Annotated in this window: 12 protein-coding genes and 1 pseudogene; 4 read left to right on the top strand and 9 right to left on the bottom strand. The window is 54.3% G+C overall.

Annotated elements, in window-relative coordinates; translation table 11 throughout:
- Positions 1-92: 92 nt before the first annotated feature.
- A complete protein-coding gene (locus GFB49_RS18615) occupies positions 93-1,202 on the top strand; it encodes an HlyD family secretion protein (protein ID WP_153217466.1) in 1,110 nt (369 codons plus the stop codon).
- The gene (locus GFB49_RS18620) at positions 1,195-2,874 is read left to right on the top strand and encodes an MFS transporter (protein ID WP_153217468.1); all 1,680 of its coding nucleotides are present in this window, start codon (positions 1,195-1,197) and stop codon (positions 2,872-2,874) included. Before GFB49_RS18615 ends, GFB49_RS18620 begins: the two co-directional genes overlap by 8 nt.
- Before the next feature lie 632 nt (positions 2,875-3,506).
- On the opposite strand, the pseudogene GFB49_RS18625 reads toward GFB49_RS18620, so the two are convergent.
- A pseudogene (locus tag GFB49_RS18625) lies at positions 3,507-4,477 on the bottom strand (IS5 family transposase).
- Between the two features lie 144 nt (positions 4,478-4,621).
- On the opposite strand from GFB49_RS18625, the gene GFB49_RS18630 reads away from it, so the two are divergent.
- The gene (locus GFB49_RS18630) at positions 4,622-5,329 is read left to right on the top strand and encodes a hypothetical protein (protein ID WP_153217470.1); all 708 of its coding nucleotides are present in this window, start codon (positions 4,622-4,624) and stop codon (positions 5,327-5,329) included.
- A gap of 146 nt (positions 5,330-5,475) precedes the next feature.
- Here the strand turns inward: GFB49_RS18630 and GFB49_RS18635 are convergent, their stop codons facing one another.
- From GFB49_RS18635 to GFB49_RS18665, 7 genes are all read right to left on the bottom strand, one after another.
- Positions 5,476-5,646, bottom strand: coding sequence for a hypothetical protein (locus GFB49_RS18635; RefSeq protein WP_194269400.1), 171 nt, complete (start codon positions 5,644-5,646; stop codon positions 5,476-5,478).
- Positions 5,647-5,729: 83 nt separating this feature from the next.
- Positions 5,730-7,562 carry a BCCT family transporter gene (locus GFB49_RS18640; RefSeq protein ID WP_153217474.1) on the bottom strand — a complete coding sequence of 611 codons (1,833 nt, stop codon included), beginning with the start codon at positions 7,560-7,562 and terminating at the stop codon, positions 5,730-5,732.
- An 83-nt stretch (positions 7,563-7,645) separates the two neighbouring features.
- Positions 7,646-8,656: an Ldh family oxidoreductase gene (locus GFB49_RS18645; protein ID WP_153217476.1), complete on the bottom strand. Its 1,011-nt coding sequence runs from the start codon at positions 8,654-8,656 to the stop codon at positions 7,646-7,648.
- Between the two features lie 12 nt (positions 8,657-8,668).
- A complete protein-coding gene (locus GFB49_RS18650; protein ID WP_153217477.1) occupies positions 8,669-9,298 on the bottom strand; it encodes a DUF3726 domain-containing protein in 630 nt (209 codons plus the stop codon).
- Positions 9,295-10,980 carry a hypothetical protein gene (locus GFB49_RS18655; RefSeq protein WP_153217479.1) on the bottom strand — a complete coding sequence of 562 codons (1,686 nt, stop codon included), beginning with the start codon at positions 10,978-10,980 and terminating at the stop codon, positions 9,295-9,297. The genes GFB49_RS18650 and GFB49_RS18655 overlap by 4 nt, the downstream gene beginning before the upstream one ends.
- Positions 10,977-11,954 carry a membrane dipeptidase gene (locus tag GFB49_RS18660; protein ID WP_153217481.1) on the bottom strand — a complete coding sequence of 326 codons (978 nt, stop codon included), beginning with the start codon at positions 11,952-11,954 and terminating at the stop codon, positions 10,977-10,979. The genes GFB49_RS18655 and GFB49_RS18660 overlap by 4 nt, the downstream gene beginning before the upstream one ends.
- A complete protein-coding gene (locus tag GFB49_RS18665) occupies positions 11,954-13,402 on the bottom strand; it encodes an aldehyde dehydrogenase family protein (RefSeq protein ID WP_153217483.1) in 1,449 nt (482 codons plus the stop codon). The genes GFB49_RS18660 and GFB49_RS18665 overlap by 1 nt, the downstream gene beginning before the upstream one ends.
- A gap of 111 nt (positions 13,403-13,513) precedes the next feature.
- On the opposite strand from GFB49_RS18665, the gene GFB49_RS18670 reads away from it, so the two are divergent.
- The gene (locus GFB49_RS18670; RefSeq protein WP_153217485.1) at positions 13,514-14,404 is read left to right on the top strand and encodes a LysR family transcriptional regulator; all 891 of its coding nucleotides are present in this window, start codon (positions 13,514-13,516) and stop codon (positions 14,402-14,404) included.
- A 238-nt stretch (positions 14,405-14,642) separates the two neighbouring features.
- Here the strand turns inward: GFB49_RS18670 and GFB49_RS18675 are convergent, their stop codons facing one another.
- A complete protein-coding gene (locus tag GFB49_RS18675; RefSeq protein WP_153217487.1) occupies positions 14,643-15,617 on the bottom strand; it encodes a hypothetical protein in 975 nt (324 codons plus the stop codon).
- Positions 15,618-15,828: the final 211 nt, after the last annotated feature.

Below are 15,828 nucleotides of genomic sequence, written 5' to 3' on the forward strand. Positions count from 1 at the left end.
TACGGTATCGTACCATATAGTACAACGGTACGGTTTCGTACCCTTTTGTGCCCATCCATCGGCACATGCCGGTTCCGAGGAGAAAGATTGACATGGTCCTTAGGCTTTCAAAGAAGATTGCCGTCATGGGTGCCGCAACCCTATGCCTCGCCTCAGCTATTGGTGGATACAACTACTGGCAGACCCGCAACAACTATGCCCGGACCGACAACGCCTATGTGCGTAGCGACAAAGTGCCGATCGCGTCAAAAGTGGCAGGGTACCTCGTTGAGGTTGCCGTCACTGACAACCAAAGAGTTGCAGCGGGAGATGTTCTACTTCGTATTGATCCAATCGACCATCAAGCAAATGTCAGGCAAGCAAAAGCCGCATTGGCAGCCGCAAAGGCTGCCCGAGCAAGGCTTGATGAAGAACGCCACATGCAGGTCCTGTTAACCGACGAAGCCCGCGCCAGAAAAGATGCCGCGCTGGCTGAAGCCGAGCGAACCAATAAGGATCTGCGTAGGGCAAAAAGCCTGATAGATGAGGGCTGGGCAACCGAAGCACGTCTGGAAACCGCTACCGCCACCGCCGTCAGGGCGCGATCATCCGTCGAGCAGGCCCAAGCAGCTTTGAAGGCCAGCCAGCAAAAGCTTCGTGTTTTAGATGCCCAGGCAGCTGCACTTGATGCGTCTGTCGAACAAGCGTCTGCACTGTTTCAGATCTCTGAAATCTCTCTTGAAGACACAATTGTCCGCTCGCCAATAAACGGGCTTGTCGGGAACCTGCATGTCGAACCGGGGCAGTTTGTGCGAGCCGGGTCGCCACTTCTGGCTGTTGTGTCGGATGAACAAAAATGGGTTGTGGCCAACTTCAAAGAAACTCAACTGGAGAACTTGGCTCCAGGTCAATTGGTTGCAATTCGCGTTGATGCGTTTGGAAGTCAGGAAATTCCGGGACATGTAGACAGTATTGCCCCGGCCAGCGGAGCAGAGTTCAGCCTTTTGCCGTCTGACAACGCTACTGGCAACTTCATACGCGTTGTCCAAAGGATACCAGTAAAAATTTCAATAGCGTCCGAAAGCCCGCTTTTCAGCCGACTTCGCGCTGGAATGTCCGCCAAAGTCCGCGTTGATACCCACTCAGGAGCTGAGGGCAAAACATCAAGTGAAGCGGTAACCAAGATCTCCACAGAGCCTTCCTGGACCCAGAAAGATGGATGAAGCTGGCTCTGGTTGTGAAGACAGGCAAGTCAGCCACCATGGTGCCAAGTCTACGTCTTTCGATACCCGAAAGCCTTCAGATCCAAACTTGACTTGTTTGCAGGCCAACCCGAGCGGTCATCGACCGGACGCATATGCTCTCGCGCTGGTGGTGGTCGGACTGACGCTTGCGGTTACTGTGGATGCGCTGAACAGCACAGTTTACGGTATGGCCCGCCATCAGTTCATGGAAAGCTTGTCCGTCACTCAGGATACTGCAAACTGGTTGAATACCGCCTTTGTGGCCGCAAAGCTTACCCTTCTTCCCGCCTGCGCATGGGCCGTCAATCGAGCCGGGGCTGGACCTATCCTTTGGTTTGCGTTGGTTGGAAGTATCGTAGCGTCCCTGTTATGTGCGATTTGTCCCGGTATCATGAGCATTGTGGCCTCTCGAATTTTGCAAGGCGCAACGGGTGCTGCCCTTCTCGTGTCATGCCAAACAATTCTCTTCCAGCTGTTTCCCAAAAGCCGGCAGGGTCTGATCCAGGCTGTGTTTGCCTTTGGAGTTGTGGTTGCGCCTGCATCTGCCGCACCCGCCTTACACGGAGAACTCATCGCTGGGGGTTCGTGGAGGTGGATGTTTGCCCTCAGTGCCTGCGTGGCGTTGGCCGCATCACTCATTCTGTTTGCCGTGCGGCACTACCTGCCTGCACAGAAGTACGATGAGTTGGAGTTTGATTGGGTCTGCCTGGGGCTGTTTGCCATTGCAATGACTGCAATGGGTTATGCGTTGTCGGAAGGTGCACGCTGGAACTGGCTCGACACTACCCACATGCGCTGGTGGGTTGCTGCGGCGCTCGTTGGGTTGATCGCCTTTGTGGTCCGAATGAACATGCGACCGCGCCGCGCCATGTTCAGATACGATGTGTTTTGCAACCCGGAATTCGCCTTTGGCTTTGCGGTCAGTCTCGTGGCTGGCTTTGCTCTGTTCGGCAGCGCCTTCCTCATTCAGGTTTTTGCGCTGAATGTGTTACACCTACCGTCGGATACGACCGCGCGGCTTCTTCTTCCTTCCAGTTTGACCATCGGGTTGGCTCTGCTGATAGCCGGTTGGTTCACGACATCACGCGGTGCCAATCCAGTGATATTCATCCCGATCGGTGTCCTTCTTGTGATGACGTCCATGTGGATGCTGTCCGGATCAGGCCCGCAAAGCGGATCACATGACATGTGGTTCGCACTGTTGTTGCGAGGTCTGGGACTGGGCTTCTTATTTTTGAGTCTGACGCTAGTCACACTGATCGGATTGCCACCGCAATTGGTTTCCGCCGGTACAGGTTTGTTTAACCTTGGGCGTCAATTGGGAGGGTTAATCGGCATTGCATGCTTAGACACATACATACAGCGGACGAACACACTCAATCTCCAGATTTTAGGCAGTAATCTCCATCCATCCAATCCGGCACTTCAGCAAAGAACCGAGTTCGTGTCTCAGGGTTTCATCGGCCGTGGCCTTGATCCTGGTCTAATTGATGGTGCTGCGTTGGCAGCTATTCAGCAATCAGTCAGGTCGCAAGTTGCACTGCTGACCTTCAGCGAAGCGTTTCTCTCGCTTGTTTGGCTCTTTGTTGTAGTCTTGCCGCTCGCAATACTGTTTAAAGTCGCGCTAAAGAAAACCACTTATTTTCAATAGCTTTTCTGCCAAATCGCTGCGGCCGGAGTGCTTCGATTCCCAACGTCAGTCGCCGTTCTTCAGGTCAGCCACGTTGGCAATTAAACGCCATGTCAGGCCTCATCTCTTCTATCCAAGCCTTGAGCCCGTTCCCTCCGTGGGAAGCCAGATCGGCGAGATTGCAGGCGACATCGGGCGATCTACTTGGATTAGCCCCCATTACGTCAATGCATACTCGTGCCTGCTGGAGCACCAAGTACGGGTTCAGCATGAGTCTCCACCACTGAATCCGATCAGACTTGCTTCGCTGCGAATGACCGCTAAGCGGGCTGCAAACGCGGCAATGATGCGTGCTGGTCAAAGGCAGCAATGAGCCGTTCATTTTCGAATTGTGAAGGTAAGATGTCCCTGCTGACAATTGACTGTCTCTACATCAGCCTTTTGAGGTACTAGAACGCCTTTGCATCACGGGCATTGTCGTACTATACCTTGACTGCATGCCCACCTAATTGGATCGCGCAATGCGCTCTATGAAACTGTTTGGTTTCAATGTTTTGAATCTTGTTTTGATCGGTAATTTCAAAAGTTAGACACAAAACGGCTTTGTTGCACAAATCAGTTGAGGGCCGTGCTTCCCCTTTCCCCGGACGGATTTATCCTACGGTCTCTGTGACGGGAATGCCAAGAGCGGTGTAGCGGTTGAGGACCGCGGCACGGACCTGAATTTCTGCGACCTGCCGGTCGAAGTCTCTTGCCATCAGGGATTGTCCAAGCAGTTTGATGCAGTTCATCTTTGCCTCGACACGGCTTCTGCGGTGATATCCGCTCCACCGTCGCCAGATGGCCTTACCGAGGTAACGTGAGGCGTTGACCGCTTCGTTCCGGGCGATTGCCCCAGCAGTTGTTGGTTTCCATGGCTTTGCGTTCTTGCGCGGAGGGATGACCGCATGGGCATTCCGAGCAGCAATCGCATCATGGCATTTGCGCGTGTCATAGGCCCCGTCGGCGGTCACTGACCCGATGGTCTGATCGGTTGGGATTTGATTGAGCAACTCTGGCAGCATTGGCGCGTCACCGACATTGCTGGTGGTGATTTCGACGGCGCGAACTTCCAGCGTTTCTTCGTCGATTCCAATGTGTATCTTGCGCCAAATCCGGCGTTTCGGGCCGCCATGCTTGCGGGCATTCCACTCGCCTTCACCCTCGGCCTTGATGCCCGTGCTATCGATCAGAAGGTTCAACGGATCGGTGCCGCCCCGATAGGGCAGGCTCACGTTCAGGGTTTTCTGGCGGCGGCACAGGGTGCTGAAGTCCGGTACCGACCAATCCAAGCCGACGAGCCGCAACAAGCTTTGTACAAAACCGTTCGCCAGTGGGCTCGAACCAGTGGCGCCTTCACTGTCTCACTCTGCCGGAGCGGCATCCCGAACAGCACCTTCAGCGTAAGGCACGCCTGGATCGCAGCGTCACTGAAACTCTGTTGACGGCCGCGCTTGCCGCTCGGCGGCGGCACCCAAACCATCTCAGGATCAAACCAGATCGACAGCGATCCGCGACGCTTCAGGCTGTCATTGTAAGCCGACCAATTCGTGGTCTTGTACTTTGTAGGGGCCCAACTGCTCATGCCCTCCAGCTATCATGCTGGATTCGCAAGATGAATCCCTAGCGGGATTTGTGCAACAAAGCCCAGCAGCCCTATAACCTTTTGTTAACGAAAGTATGATCGATAATAATCACAAAAGTTTTGAATTATTTACGAAGACACTCCATGACGAATTTATTGCTCATCGAAGACAATGGCGACGAAACACTGTATCTGGACACCAACACGGATCAGTATGTGTTCACAACAGATGATGGCACGCTCCTGCGTGTGACACATCCAATACACGGTGATGTTGGTCCGGATACCTTCAGTCATGAAGCTGTCGGTCCGTGGGAACTCACGCAGATCGCTGCCAATGATCAAGGCGGTTACAATGGTCTTCTCGTCTCAGCTACAGGCATAACGTCACTTTGGTCGCTGGATGCTACCGGTGCTTATGTGTCGCATACAGTCTATGATGACATCTCCCCGCTTGAGGGGCTCTTTGAGGCGGATCTCAATGGGGATGGCAACGCGCTTACCCTCATCGAAGACAATGGCGACGAAACACTGTATCTGGACACCAACACGGATCAGTATGTGTTCACAACAGATGATGGCACGCTCCTGCGTGTGACACACCCAATACACGGTGATGTTGGTCCGGATACCTTCAGTCATGAAGCTGTAGGTCCGTGGGAACTCACGCAGATCGCTGCCAATGATCAAGGCGGTTACAATGGTCTTCTCGTCTCAGCTACAGGCATAACGTCACTTTGGTCGCTGGGTGCTACCGGTGCTTATGTGTCGCATACAGTCTATGATGACATCTCCCCGCTTGAGGGGCTCTTTGAGGCGGATCTCAATGGGGATTCAATAATTTTTGGTTAGATGCTTAGGGTCAGGACTCATAGCCAATAACCGGTCGAGCCTTTGGGGGTTGGGCGACTGCTCTAGCTCAAGTACGGTACTTGAGAAACCCAAAATATCAATAAATGCGCAATAGCGTTCTTCAAACACGAAGGGGGCTCCAAACATCAAATCGTAATCAACGAAAACAGTAAGAAAAGATCAGATTTGTCGCAACCAACAAGAGTTTCTTCTACTGCCAGGATCAAAAGTGTGGATGAGCTGATGTCCGCTTCGGAGAGCTGCGCCGCAGCGTAAACTTTTCTGTCAAACGGCCCCTTTGGGCCGGTGGTTCCCATTACTTTAATCACTAGATAAAAATTTATCGCCGAAAAATTGATGGTCAGGCAGCCTTGGAGACTGCCTAATCTTACACAAAGTTTCATTCAGCTGCAGAAACGGTCTCGGAAGACTTTTCGCGCAGGTTGTCGCGGTAAAGCGCTTTGGCAAGTGAGACGCACATCAGGCCCATAACCATTGTGAACGGTAGGGCTCCAATGATCATCGCGTTGCGAAGTGCATCCATCGGATCAGCGCCGCCATTGGATTTACCTGCAATCAGAAGCGTTCCGATTACAAAGGTCAAAATGACGCCCCAAACGATCTTATGTTTGTTGCCGATGTTCTGATCCCCGCCGGACATGATGGTGTTCATCACCAGAATGCCAGAGTCCGCCGAGGTCACCAGGAAAGTCATGATCAGCACAACACACATGACAGTTATACCGGACAGCAAACCGCCTGAGATGATTTGTTCAAGCGTGACGAACAGTTTAGCGGTGTTGGACGCGCCAATGATGACACCTTCTGCTGCACCACTCAACTCCATGTCAATTGCAGTACCGCCCAAAATCGCCATCCACGCAAAGCAGACAAGCGCAGGCGCGAACACACAGCCTACGATAAATTCACGCACCGAACGGCCTTTGGAGATACGTGCCAGGAACAGACCAACGAAGGGTGAGAATGCGATCCACCAGGCCCAGTAGAAAGTGGTCCAGCCAGCTTGCCAGCCAAACTGACGACCCGGTTCACCTGCGGCATATGCTGCCTGCAGGACGCTGTCAGACAGTGCTGCAGCTTCGCCTTCCAGGTTGGTTTTGAACCCCTCAAACGTGCCCCAAGCGTTGGTCGCGCCACCACGCAGCGCATCTGCAAAGGGGGCAGCTTCAGGCGGCAAGGATGCTGCGAAATCAGCGGCGGATTGCGGTCCAAACGCACCAAAGCTCAGCGCGACATAGTGCAGAAAATAGTCAACAAGCGCCGTCGCATAGGTGGTCATCGCAAAGAGGAATGAGCCAAAGATCACAAAGGTCGCAAGCAGGATAATCGACAGGATCAGGTTCAGGTTGGACAGGTATTTAACCCCGCGACCAACTCCGGAGACTGCGGAGACGATTGACAGGCCCATGATCACGACGAGACCCACAATAAGACCGACTGTACCGGGGGCAGGCGTGTCACCGCTGGTGTCCATCATCCATTCAGCACCGGTAATGGCATAAAGACCGTCAATGAACTGGGAAACGCCAAATCCGATTGTGACAGAAACACCTAGGATCGTGGCGACAACGCCAAGCACGTCAACGATGTGCCCAAACAGCCCGTTCATCAGTTTCCCAAACAAAGGTGTCAGAGCGGACCGGATCGTTAGGGGCATACCGCGCGTATAAGCGTAATAAGCCAGGGCAAGACCCGTGGTTACATAGATCGCCCAAGCATGGAAGCCATAGTGCAGAAACGTGTAACGGAAACCCGATTGCACGGCGTCCTTCGTGTTTGGTGCCACATCCCCGGCCAAAACAACAGGGTTTGATCCCCACAGTCCCAGCGGCTCTGCGGTCGCAAAAACCATCAGCCCCACACCCAATCCAGCGCCGAACATCATCGAAAACCAAGAGAAGTTAGAAAACTCAGGTTTTTCCCCTTCGCGTCCCATGATTTTGCGCCCGGTCTGAGGCAGTAAGGCCACAACCAACAGGAAGAAGGAAAACAGTCCCACAATGATGATGTAGAAACTGTTGAACCCTTCAAGAAGTTTCCAGTTCAGGCTACCCAGAACGCCATTTGCGTTAGCCGGCCAAACAAGCGCCCAGATGACCAGACCGACCATGATGGCTTTGCTCAAAAGCGCGATTTCAACGCTATGCCCCTTATAAAACCCGCTTCCGGCCCTGCGGACCTGTAAGTCGGTGAATGGTTGCTTTAAAGACATGCGATATCTCCCTGTTCGCATAAGGATTGATCGACGGGTTTTGTTTTTATCCGGCGGATCACCCCGGAATGTTTCCGCGCGGTTTAGTTGATGATCGCTTCGATCTTGGCGAGTGTTGCCGTATTCACAGCCACGCCGTTGGCCTGGGCGGCCAGCCGATTATTTCGCCTACCGTCACCAGGAAGATGTGAGCCCTCTTGGTCATGTACCGCTTTTGCCAAGGCGGCTATGTTTGTCGCAAAAGCGTCACCCGACGTTACGATCGGGTCTATGGCGATGAAGAATTGCCCCGTTCTAGGCGGCCCGCCGACGGTTCCCGAGAAGGGAGACGCATGTATTCCGAGTGTGGCCCCGGTCATGGCAGCGGCCATAATTTCGGTCAGCAACGCTATTCCAACACCTTTGTAGCCACCCGATGGTGCCATCGAGCCTTTTAGGCCCACATTCGGATCTGTCGTCGGATTGCCCTCCGCATCCAGCGCCCAGCCTACGGGGATGGGCATGCCTTCGCGGGCATGTTTCATAACCTCGCTTTTGGCGATGGTACTGGCACTTTGGTCGATCAAAACGGCCGGTTGCCCATCCGTGCCCGGTGCCGCGATGGAAAAAGGATTTGTCCCAACAACCGGCTTTGCACCGCCAGATGGCGCGATGGATGCGGGGGCATTGGTAAATCCAATCCCAAGCAGCCCCTCCTGTGCAAGACGACAGGTGTGATAGCCAAGAACGCCGCAATTGTAGCTATTGTTGATGGCAAGCACCGCGACACCCTGTTCGCGTGCGGCTGGGATCAGGGCCTCAAACCCCATATCAATTGCGGAATGGGCAAAGCCAGTTGCGGCATCAACGGTGATGACGCCGGGGCGTGGGCGCTCAAGCGTCGGTTTGGCTTTTCCATCCACCTTCCCACATTGAACGTGTTCACAGTAGATGGGAATATAGGCAAGCCCATGGCTGGCGACACCGTCTGCTTCGGTTGCTGCAGTTGCAACGGCGAGCGGACGTGCATTGTCATCGGTGGTGCCTGCCGCAACCAGCGCCCGCATGGACAGGTCTTCAATTTCGGCCAGCGTAAGAGTTTTCATTTCTACCATTGAGATGCCTATTCAATCATTGTCTGACAATCCTGCTCCGGCCCCCAGTTTTCGGGATTCCTCGGTTGCAGGCGCATATGTTCGGTGCGCAAACTGGTTCAAACTGTTCCAACTCTCTTTGGTCGGAAATGCGCGTGTGACGTGCACCGTTGGCTTCAAGACCGTCGTCGAACGGGCCACAATCACAGAGGTGGCTGTGTCCGCAAAGGCCTGGTTTTGATGTAGTGCGGTTCCGTTCGTTTCAGCCAAAAGACCATCACAAGTCACACAGATCGTACTTCCCAGGGCGCGCGCAGCCTGGGCAACAAACGGCAGCAGCATCGACGGAACTGCAATGTTGTGCATTTCTATGGGGGTGTGCTGCAGGTGCTTGGCGCAGTCAGAAAGAAGTGAACCGACGGCAAGGGGGCACAAGTTGTTTTCCCCCTTCCAAACACCTTCAACGGTTTTTGGTCGATGCAAAGGCGGGTTTATAGCAAGGTCGCTTTCAAGAACCCGCACGAGATATGCGCTGCCATCCAATCCTTGTGCGCATAACCAGCGCGCCGCCTTTGACGCCTCTTCCGCCAAGCCCCAGGAATAACCGGCACCCCGTGTGGCGCGTTTTGCTGTCGCTTCCATTTCGTTCAGCGAATAGCTCATGCCGATGCCTCCGGATAAACCCAAAGATCAGCGTTCGCGGTGGACAGCTCCTCAGGATAGGGTGCGCCTGCGTACATGCAAATTCTGACCCAGCGATCAGACCGCGGATCAAAACATATCGCCCCAAAGAACGAGAGCTTTGCGCGCAGCATGTCGATCGGCCGCACTGTAGCGGAAATCGTGTTGTCACGAATTTCCCCGTAAGGCGCGATGGCACTGATCTGGGCACGGCGGACCGTATGGCGATGCTCTGGATGTTCCAGCAGGAAGGCGGCTATCTCTTGCGTTGCATCAAAGGACTCCATCGCTTTGAAAGCCGCAACTGCGTCGCGCGCCGGAGCCAGGGGCTGTTCATAGTCTTCGATAGGTTCTTCAAAGCGTTCCCCCAGACGGGGTTCCAGCTTTTCTTCGGACACGTACCACGCCCGCGCTTGATTGACCGTGGCGTTCCAGTCGACATCAAAGGCCCAACCAAAGCACTCTTTGATCAGGGCGCGAACCTCTTGCACCCGCATCGCGCCATCAATGACAAAGGCGTCTTTGTTGCTGTCCGCCATGCAGGTCGCCAAACCATCAACGATCTCGTCGTAGGGTTCCAGAATAAGCGAGGCGACCAGCTCTTGCCCTTCTTCGCTCAACGCGGTTTCAGCCCAAGCCATCAGGCAATCCCACGGATAGGCATTTGCAAGGCCTGTGCTCGACAGATGGTCGCTCAACAGCTCCAGATCGGCGTTTAACCCTTGGAGTTTTGCGATCTGGATCGGATGCTCTGACCTCCAGTGATCGACGGTCACGACGCTCCTGCTCAGAACCGTTTCAAAAAGAGCTTTCTCAGATTCCGATGCAGACTTCAGTGCGCGGACGCGGGCAATCGCCTCTTCACGGGCCATTATCCAATTGTTGAACAGCACCGGGTGGTTCACGATGAACGGGGCCATGCCCAGACCGGTTGAGTTCCCGATCCCAAGCCCACGGGCAATCGCCGGATCGAGCCGTACGGCCTGATCTCCGCCCTTTACGTTTGCCATGTGCTGCACGAGATCGCGTGCAAAAGTACGCGTCAGAAAGACTGATAGCATTTCCGCCTGAAACGGTGCGGCAAGTTCTTTGCGATCTGCAATGCCTTCGCGATCAATCGCTCCCAGTTTGCCGGAGCCGTAAACAGCCGTGGTGCGCATCAGATATCCGACCGCGTCAATCTTGTCCTGATCCGGCTGGCGGCCAGATGCCAACGCGTCCACAAAATGGGCCCACAGGCGCACCGACCGGTTGGCGCGAGAGACCGAGATTTCGCTATTGCTGACCCGCCCCGCCTCTTGCAGCGGGACATTTTTGGACAGGCGCTCGATGTCTGCATCGTCAGGGATGCCATCAAACAGCGTAAACGTCGCGTCCCAGGCTGTGGCAATCACCCGGTCAGAGCGCATCTCTGGCGGCAGGTCGTGGGCGAAGGCCACCAGCGAATACGTGCGCTCGGGGCCCTGGGCTGTATAGACCGCGTGACCCACACCATTGTCGTCAATGTCAAAGATCGGACGCGAGAACGACCAGCTGTCTTTGGCCATACGTCTGGTGAGACTGCGCATGAAGCTCAACCGGCACTGATGCAGTGACCCCAGCCGCTTCAGCCGCATGACGATCCCGGGATCCCGGCGCGCAATATGATCGCCGGACTGGGTCATGAGGCCTGTGGTCCAAAGCTATTGGCAAAGAAGGTGTACCAGTTTCCGCCCATGATGCCGGCGATCTCATCGGCGTGCATTCCTGTCGCGCGCAACCCTTCTTCAATGTTGCCAAAATCTCGGTTGTCCCGGAACCAGGACGGCATCGGTGGGAAGCCTGGCGCATCCTTAGAGCCTTCGCCATAGTCGATTTCTTTGGACCAGCGACCCACACGCATCCATTCCACGATACTGTCGGGCTGGTCCTGACACAGATCGGTGCCAATCCCCAGATGCTCCACACCATAGGTGTCCGCCGTGCGCGCAATCATCTCGCAGAAGCTCTCCAGCGTGCAGTCGGACTTGTCCTTGAGATGGTGCGGGTAGACCGAGAACCCAAGCATACCGCCATGTTCGGTCACAGCGCGAATGACATGGTCTTTTTTGTTGCGTAAAGCCGGAGACCACGCATGGGGATTTGCATGGGTGATCGCGATCGGACGTTCGGAGTATTCGGCCGCTTCGATGGTCGATCGGTCCGCAGAGTGGCTCATGTCCACCACCAGCCCGACCCGGTTCATCTCCCGGACCACCTGTTTGCCCATGCGGGTCAGACCCATGTCTTCGGTCTCATAACAGCCGGTCGCCAGCAGCGACTGATTGTTATATGTCAGCTGCATGAACCGCGCACCCAAAGTATGCACGATCTCAACCAAGCCGATGTCGTCTTCAATTGGCGACGGGTTCTGGAAGCCAAAAAATACCGCTGTGCGACCGGTTTCCCGCGCCTTGTCGATGTCGCTGGCCCATTGCCCCTTCATGATCAATTCAGGGTATTGCTCAAACCAACGGTTCCACTTTTCAAAATTCAAAACCGTTTCGCGAAAATTCTCGTGATACGAGATGGTGACTTGGATCGCGTCCACGCCCCCTTCGCGAAGCTGACGGAAAATCTTTTCCGACCAATTGGCGTATTGAAGACAATCAATGCGCATCACACCGGGCCTGCGCTGATGTAAGCGGTTTTGACCGTGGTGTAGAATTCAGCTGCCGCCTTGCCCTGTTCGCGTGGCCCATAAGAGCTGTCGCCCCGGCCGCCAAATGGCACGTGATAGTCGGTGCCCGCGGTGGGCAGGTTGATGGTGACCACGCCGGTTTGCGCGTTGCGACGGAAGTGGGTCGCGCGGGCTAGCGATTTGGTTACGATACCAGAGGTCAGACCGAAGTTGGTGTCATTCACGGTCGCCAGAGCCTCGTCATAGCTGCCGACTTTGATCACGGCGGTCAGTGGGGCGAACATCTCTTCGCGGTTGATGCGCATGTCATTTGTTGAGTTCAAGAACACGCCCGGAGACATGTAGAACCCGTTGTGCGGCATTTCCAGACGCGCACCGCCACAGGCCAATTCTGCGCCTTCGGATTTGCCGAGGTCCACATAGGCCAGGTTTTCATTCAGCTGTTGTTCGCTGACAACCGGCCCCATCTGTGTGCCTTCTTCCAGCGCATGGCCCACTTTCATGGCCTGCGCGCCTGCCACCAGTTTATCAACAAAGGCATCGTGGATGGCTTCATGCACCACCAGCCGAGACGAAGCAGTGCATTTCTGCCCGGTGCCACCAAAGGCACCGCCAAGCGCCAGGGCGACCGCCAGGTCGAGATCCGCGTCATCCATAACGGCCAGTGCGTTTTTGGACCCCATTTCCATCTGAACCTTGGTCAGGTTCTGGATCGCCGCAGCCGCGATGCCTTTGCCCACTGGCACGGAACCGGTAAAGGAGATGGCGTTGACCTTCGGACTTTCAACCAGTCGCTGACCAACAGCGCGCCCTGCGCCCATCACAAGGCTAAACAGCCCCTTTGGAATGTCCTGACGGTTGATGATTTCGGTGAGAGCGACGGCCGAAGCGGGGGTGACGTTGGCTGGCTTCCACACGACCGCATTGCCATAACAAAGTGCCGGCGCAATCTTCCAAGAGGCCGTGGCGGTTGGGAAGTTCCATGGAGAGATAATCGCAACGGTGCCCACTGCTTCGCGGCGCACTTCGATTTCAATGTCTGGGCGTACTGAATCCGCATTTTCACCGATCTGGCGCAGGCATTCTGCAGCGTAATAGGTAAAGAACTGACCGGCGCGGTAGACTTCGCCTTTGCCTTCAGCAAAGGGTTTGCCTTCTTCACGCGCCAACAACGTACCAAGCTCTTCACAGCGCGCGATCAACTCATTGCCGATGGCCATCAGAACCGCTTGTTTGCGCTCCATGCCATAGGCCGCCCATTCCTTTTGAGCGATGCGCGCCTGATCCAGTGTCTCCTCCAGTTGATCGCCACTGGCTTGCGCAAAAACACCAATCAGGTCCGAAAGGTCTGAGGGATTGCGATTTTCGATTTCGCCGTCACCAGTCTGCCATTCACCAGCAATCAGGTTCTTTTGGATATCAGTCATGGATGTGTCGCCCTACACAAAAGTCAGTTTGGTGTAGTATGGACTCCGACGACAACTTCAATCAAACTCAAACTATTGAATTAAATTTCAGTTTTTCTGAAACGGGGTGCCATGGCACTAAAAATCGAAATGTTGCGTTGCTTTGCAGCTGTCGCGCAAAGTGGAAATCTGAGCGATGCGGCCCGTACTTTGGGCCGCACACCTTCTGCGATTTCCATGATGCTCAAACAGCTCGAGACCCATCTGGGGGAGCCGCTGTTTGAAACGGATCGAAAGAGCAAATTGACAGCCTTGGGAGATTTCGTTCTTGAGCAGGCAGAACGCGAACTCAAGCAATTTGACGACACCGTCAGGACGATAGAGGGCTACGCCAAGGCCACCCTTGGCCATGTTCGGATTGCGGCCGTGCCTTCCGTTGCCGGATCAATCATCACCCAGGTTTTTGCGCGTCATATCAATGAATTCAGCCATGTCGACATAGAACTGCGCGACATGGATTCATCTTCGATCATACGCGAATTGTCCAAAGATCGGGTCGATATTGGTGTTGCCACGCTCGGGGAACAGAATTTCGGCCTGCACAGCCAGTTTCTACTGGCAGACACTTTCGGTGTGATCTGTTCAGAAAAGCACCCTTTGGCATTTGAAACAGGCCCTATCGACTGGGAAAAACTAGAAGGCGAACGCTTGATCGCAAATAGTTTGTCAAAAGGGATCGACGCTGATCAATCTCGTGCCCTGCATGCAAAAGCGCTTCTGACAGCTCAGAACTTGACCTCTCTCACAGCTATGGTCCGGGCAGGAATTGGCATTACAATTCTCCCTGAGATGGCAATCCAGGCGCTGCATTCATCCGGATTTGCCTTTCGCCCGTTGGCAAATCCGATTGCCAAGCGGCCGATTCACTTGCTGCGAAAGGCCGGTGTCACGCTCTCGCCATCCGCGCAAATCATGGAACGGCACATTTTCAACTATGTCCAAGAGACAATGAAACAAAGTTAATTAGGAAACGGAATACACATAGTTTTACGTGAGAACGTCAATGTCGTTTCGTCTTGGCGTTCGATGGAAATTCAGCGACCAACCACGCGTGTACTGCTCAACCGGCTTTGCCAAACGTCAGCTTCGTCCGCGATCTTTAAATTCGCCGTTGTCGAAATTTTACGCCTGCAGCTAATGTCCGCAAAGCGGGATGCGACCGCAGCAACTCGACTGGACGGCGAAAGGCAGCTATGAGCCGTCAGAAGAACTGAGCCAGCTGATCCCGTAGCGAACCTAGGCTAGCACCGTATCCACCTATTTCGTTTTGGCCAAGATGAACACCAACTGGAGCATTGTCAGATACCGCCAATATCAGAGCGCCTGCGGTGCCAGCGCCAGTTTCGCAATCATGCGCGATTCCACTTTGGTCGTTACTAAAGCCAGTAATCAGGCAAGTCAGGGACGTCTTCTCACCAGAGCCTAAGTCCCAGGTGGCGAAGTATACTGCTTCCCCGATGCTCGGAGCCCGAAGTGAATTCCACGTTAGCGAGACAGGTGTTCCTTCTCCGACTTCCCTTTCGAGAACTGTTAGAGCCGAAACCTCATCTCTCCATACGTTTTTCAACCGAACGAATGCATCGTTATCGGCCAAAGCAGCTGAGAATGGATGAGAACCTCCCAAATAGTTGTTATCGCAGAAGCTAGGGGCGAGGATGTATTTCGGCGATAGGTTCACAGCAGTGCAATAACCTGTCTGCCCGTTGCTTCCAGAAAATTGAATGCGAACTGTAGCAGCTTCTGCCGTAGAGATCGCTTCGCGAGAAGGGACACCCATAGGCGCATCAGGGTTGCCGCCCGTGTTGCGAATTGATGTTTCGGCCATCTGGGTGAGAGCGCCTTCGTTTAAGCCCCTAAGCGCGCCAGCTCTGATATAGAAAAGCAGCAACCTCGCTCTGACTCTTTCATTCGTCTCATCTACAAGTTGACTGAGCACAGAATACTGAAATTCAATCTCCTTTAGTCTCTCAATTCTGGCCGCTTCAGCGGCGGCAAGACTTTCCGCTAGTTCAGCTCGTAAGACTTCGCGCTCTCTATCCCGCAACAGAGCTTCTGCCGCAGCATCTGACGCAAGCGCAGCATCAAATTCGGCTTTGGTAAGTAGTCCAGACAGGTCTTGATCCGCTCGCAGATAGTCCACTGCGAAATTGGCCCCAACCGCGATTAATCCTGTCAACGCAACAACCAACGGTGTGTTGTGCCAAAACGTTCTTTGCGCGAACTCTTGCTGGCGACCAGCGATCTCGAGCTCTTTGTCTTTAGTACGTTGGTCGTATGCCTTTGAAAGTATTGTAGCTCTAAGCCCAGCCTTGGAACTGTCGCGGTTTGATGCCGCTCCTTTGATAGCATTTATTGCAGAAAAGGAGACGAACTATGGGACTGAAACG

Source organism: Tritonibacter litoralis, from assembly GCF_009496005.1.
Taxonomy (GTDB): Bacteria; Pseudomonadota; Alphaproteobacteria; order Rhodobacterales; family Rhodobacteraceae; genus Epibacterium; species Epibacterium litoralis.

Coding starts and splice junctions, on each gene's coding strand:
- GFB49_RS18615 (WP_153217466.1), top strand. CDS start 93: ATGGTCCTTAGGCTTTCAAAGAAGATTGCCGTCATGGGTGCCGCAACC.
- GFB49_RS18620 (WP_153217468.1), top strand. CDS start 1,195: ATGGATGAAGCTGGCTCTGGTTGTGAAGACAGGCAAGTCAGCCACCAT.
- GFB49_RS18630 (WP_153217470.1), top strand. CDS start 4,622: ATGACGAATTTATTGCTCATCGAAGACAATGGCGACGAAACACTGTAT.
- GFB49_RS18635 (WP_194269400.1), bottom strand. CDS start 5,646: ATGGGAACCACCGGCCCAAAGGGGCCGTTTGACAGAAAAGTTTACGCT.
- GFB49_RS18640 (WP_153217474.1), bottom strand. CDS start 7,562: ATGTCTTTAAAGCAACCATTCACCGACTTACAGGTCCGCAGGGCCGGA.
- GFB49_RS18645 (WP_153217476.1), bottom strand. CDS start 8,656: ATGGTAGAAATGAAAACTCTTACGCTGGCCGAAATTGAAGACCTGTCC.
- GFB49_RS18650 (WP_153217477.1), bottom strand. CDS start 9,298: ATGAGCTATTCGCTGAACGAAATGGAAGCGACAGCAAAACGCGCCACA.
- GFB49_RS18655 (WP_153217479.1), bottom strand. CDS start 10,980: ATGACCCAGTCCGGCGATCATATTGCGCGCCGGGATCCCGGGATCGTC.
- GFB49_RS18660 (WP_153217481.1), bottom strand. CDS start 11,954: ATGCGCATTGATTGTCTTCAATACGCCAATTGGTCGGAAAAGATTTTC.
- GFB49_RS18665 (WP_153217483.1), bottom strand. CDS start 13,402: ATGACTGATATCCAAAAGAACCTGATTGCTGGTGAATGGCAGACTGGT.
- GFB49_RS18670 (WP_153217485.1), top strand. CDS start 13,514: ATGGCACTAAAAATCGAAATGTTGCGTTGCTTTGCAGCTGTCGCGCAA.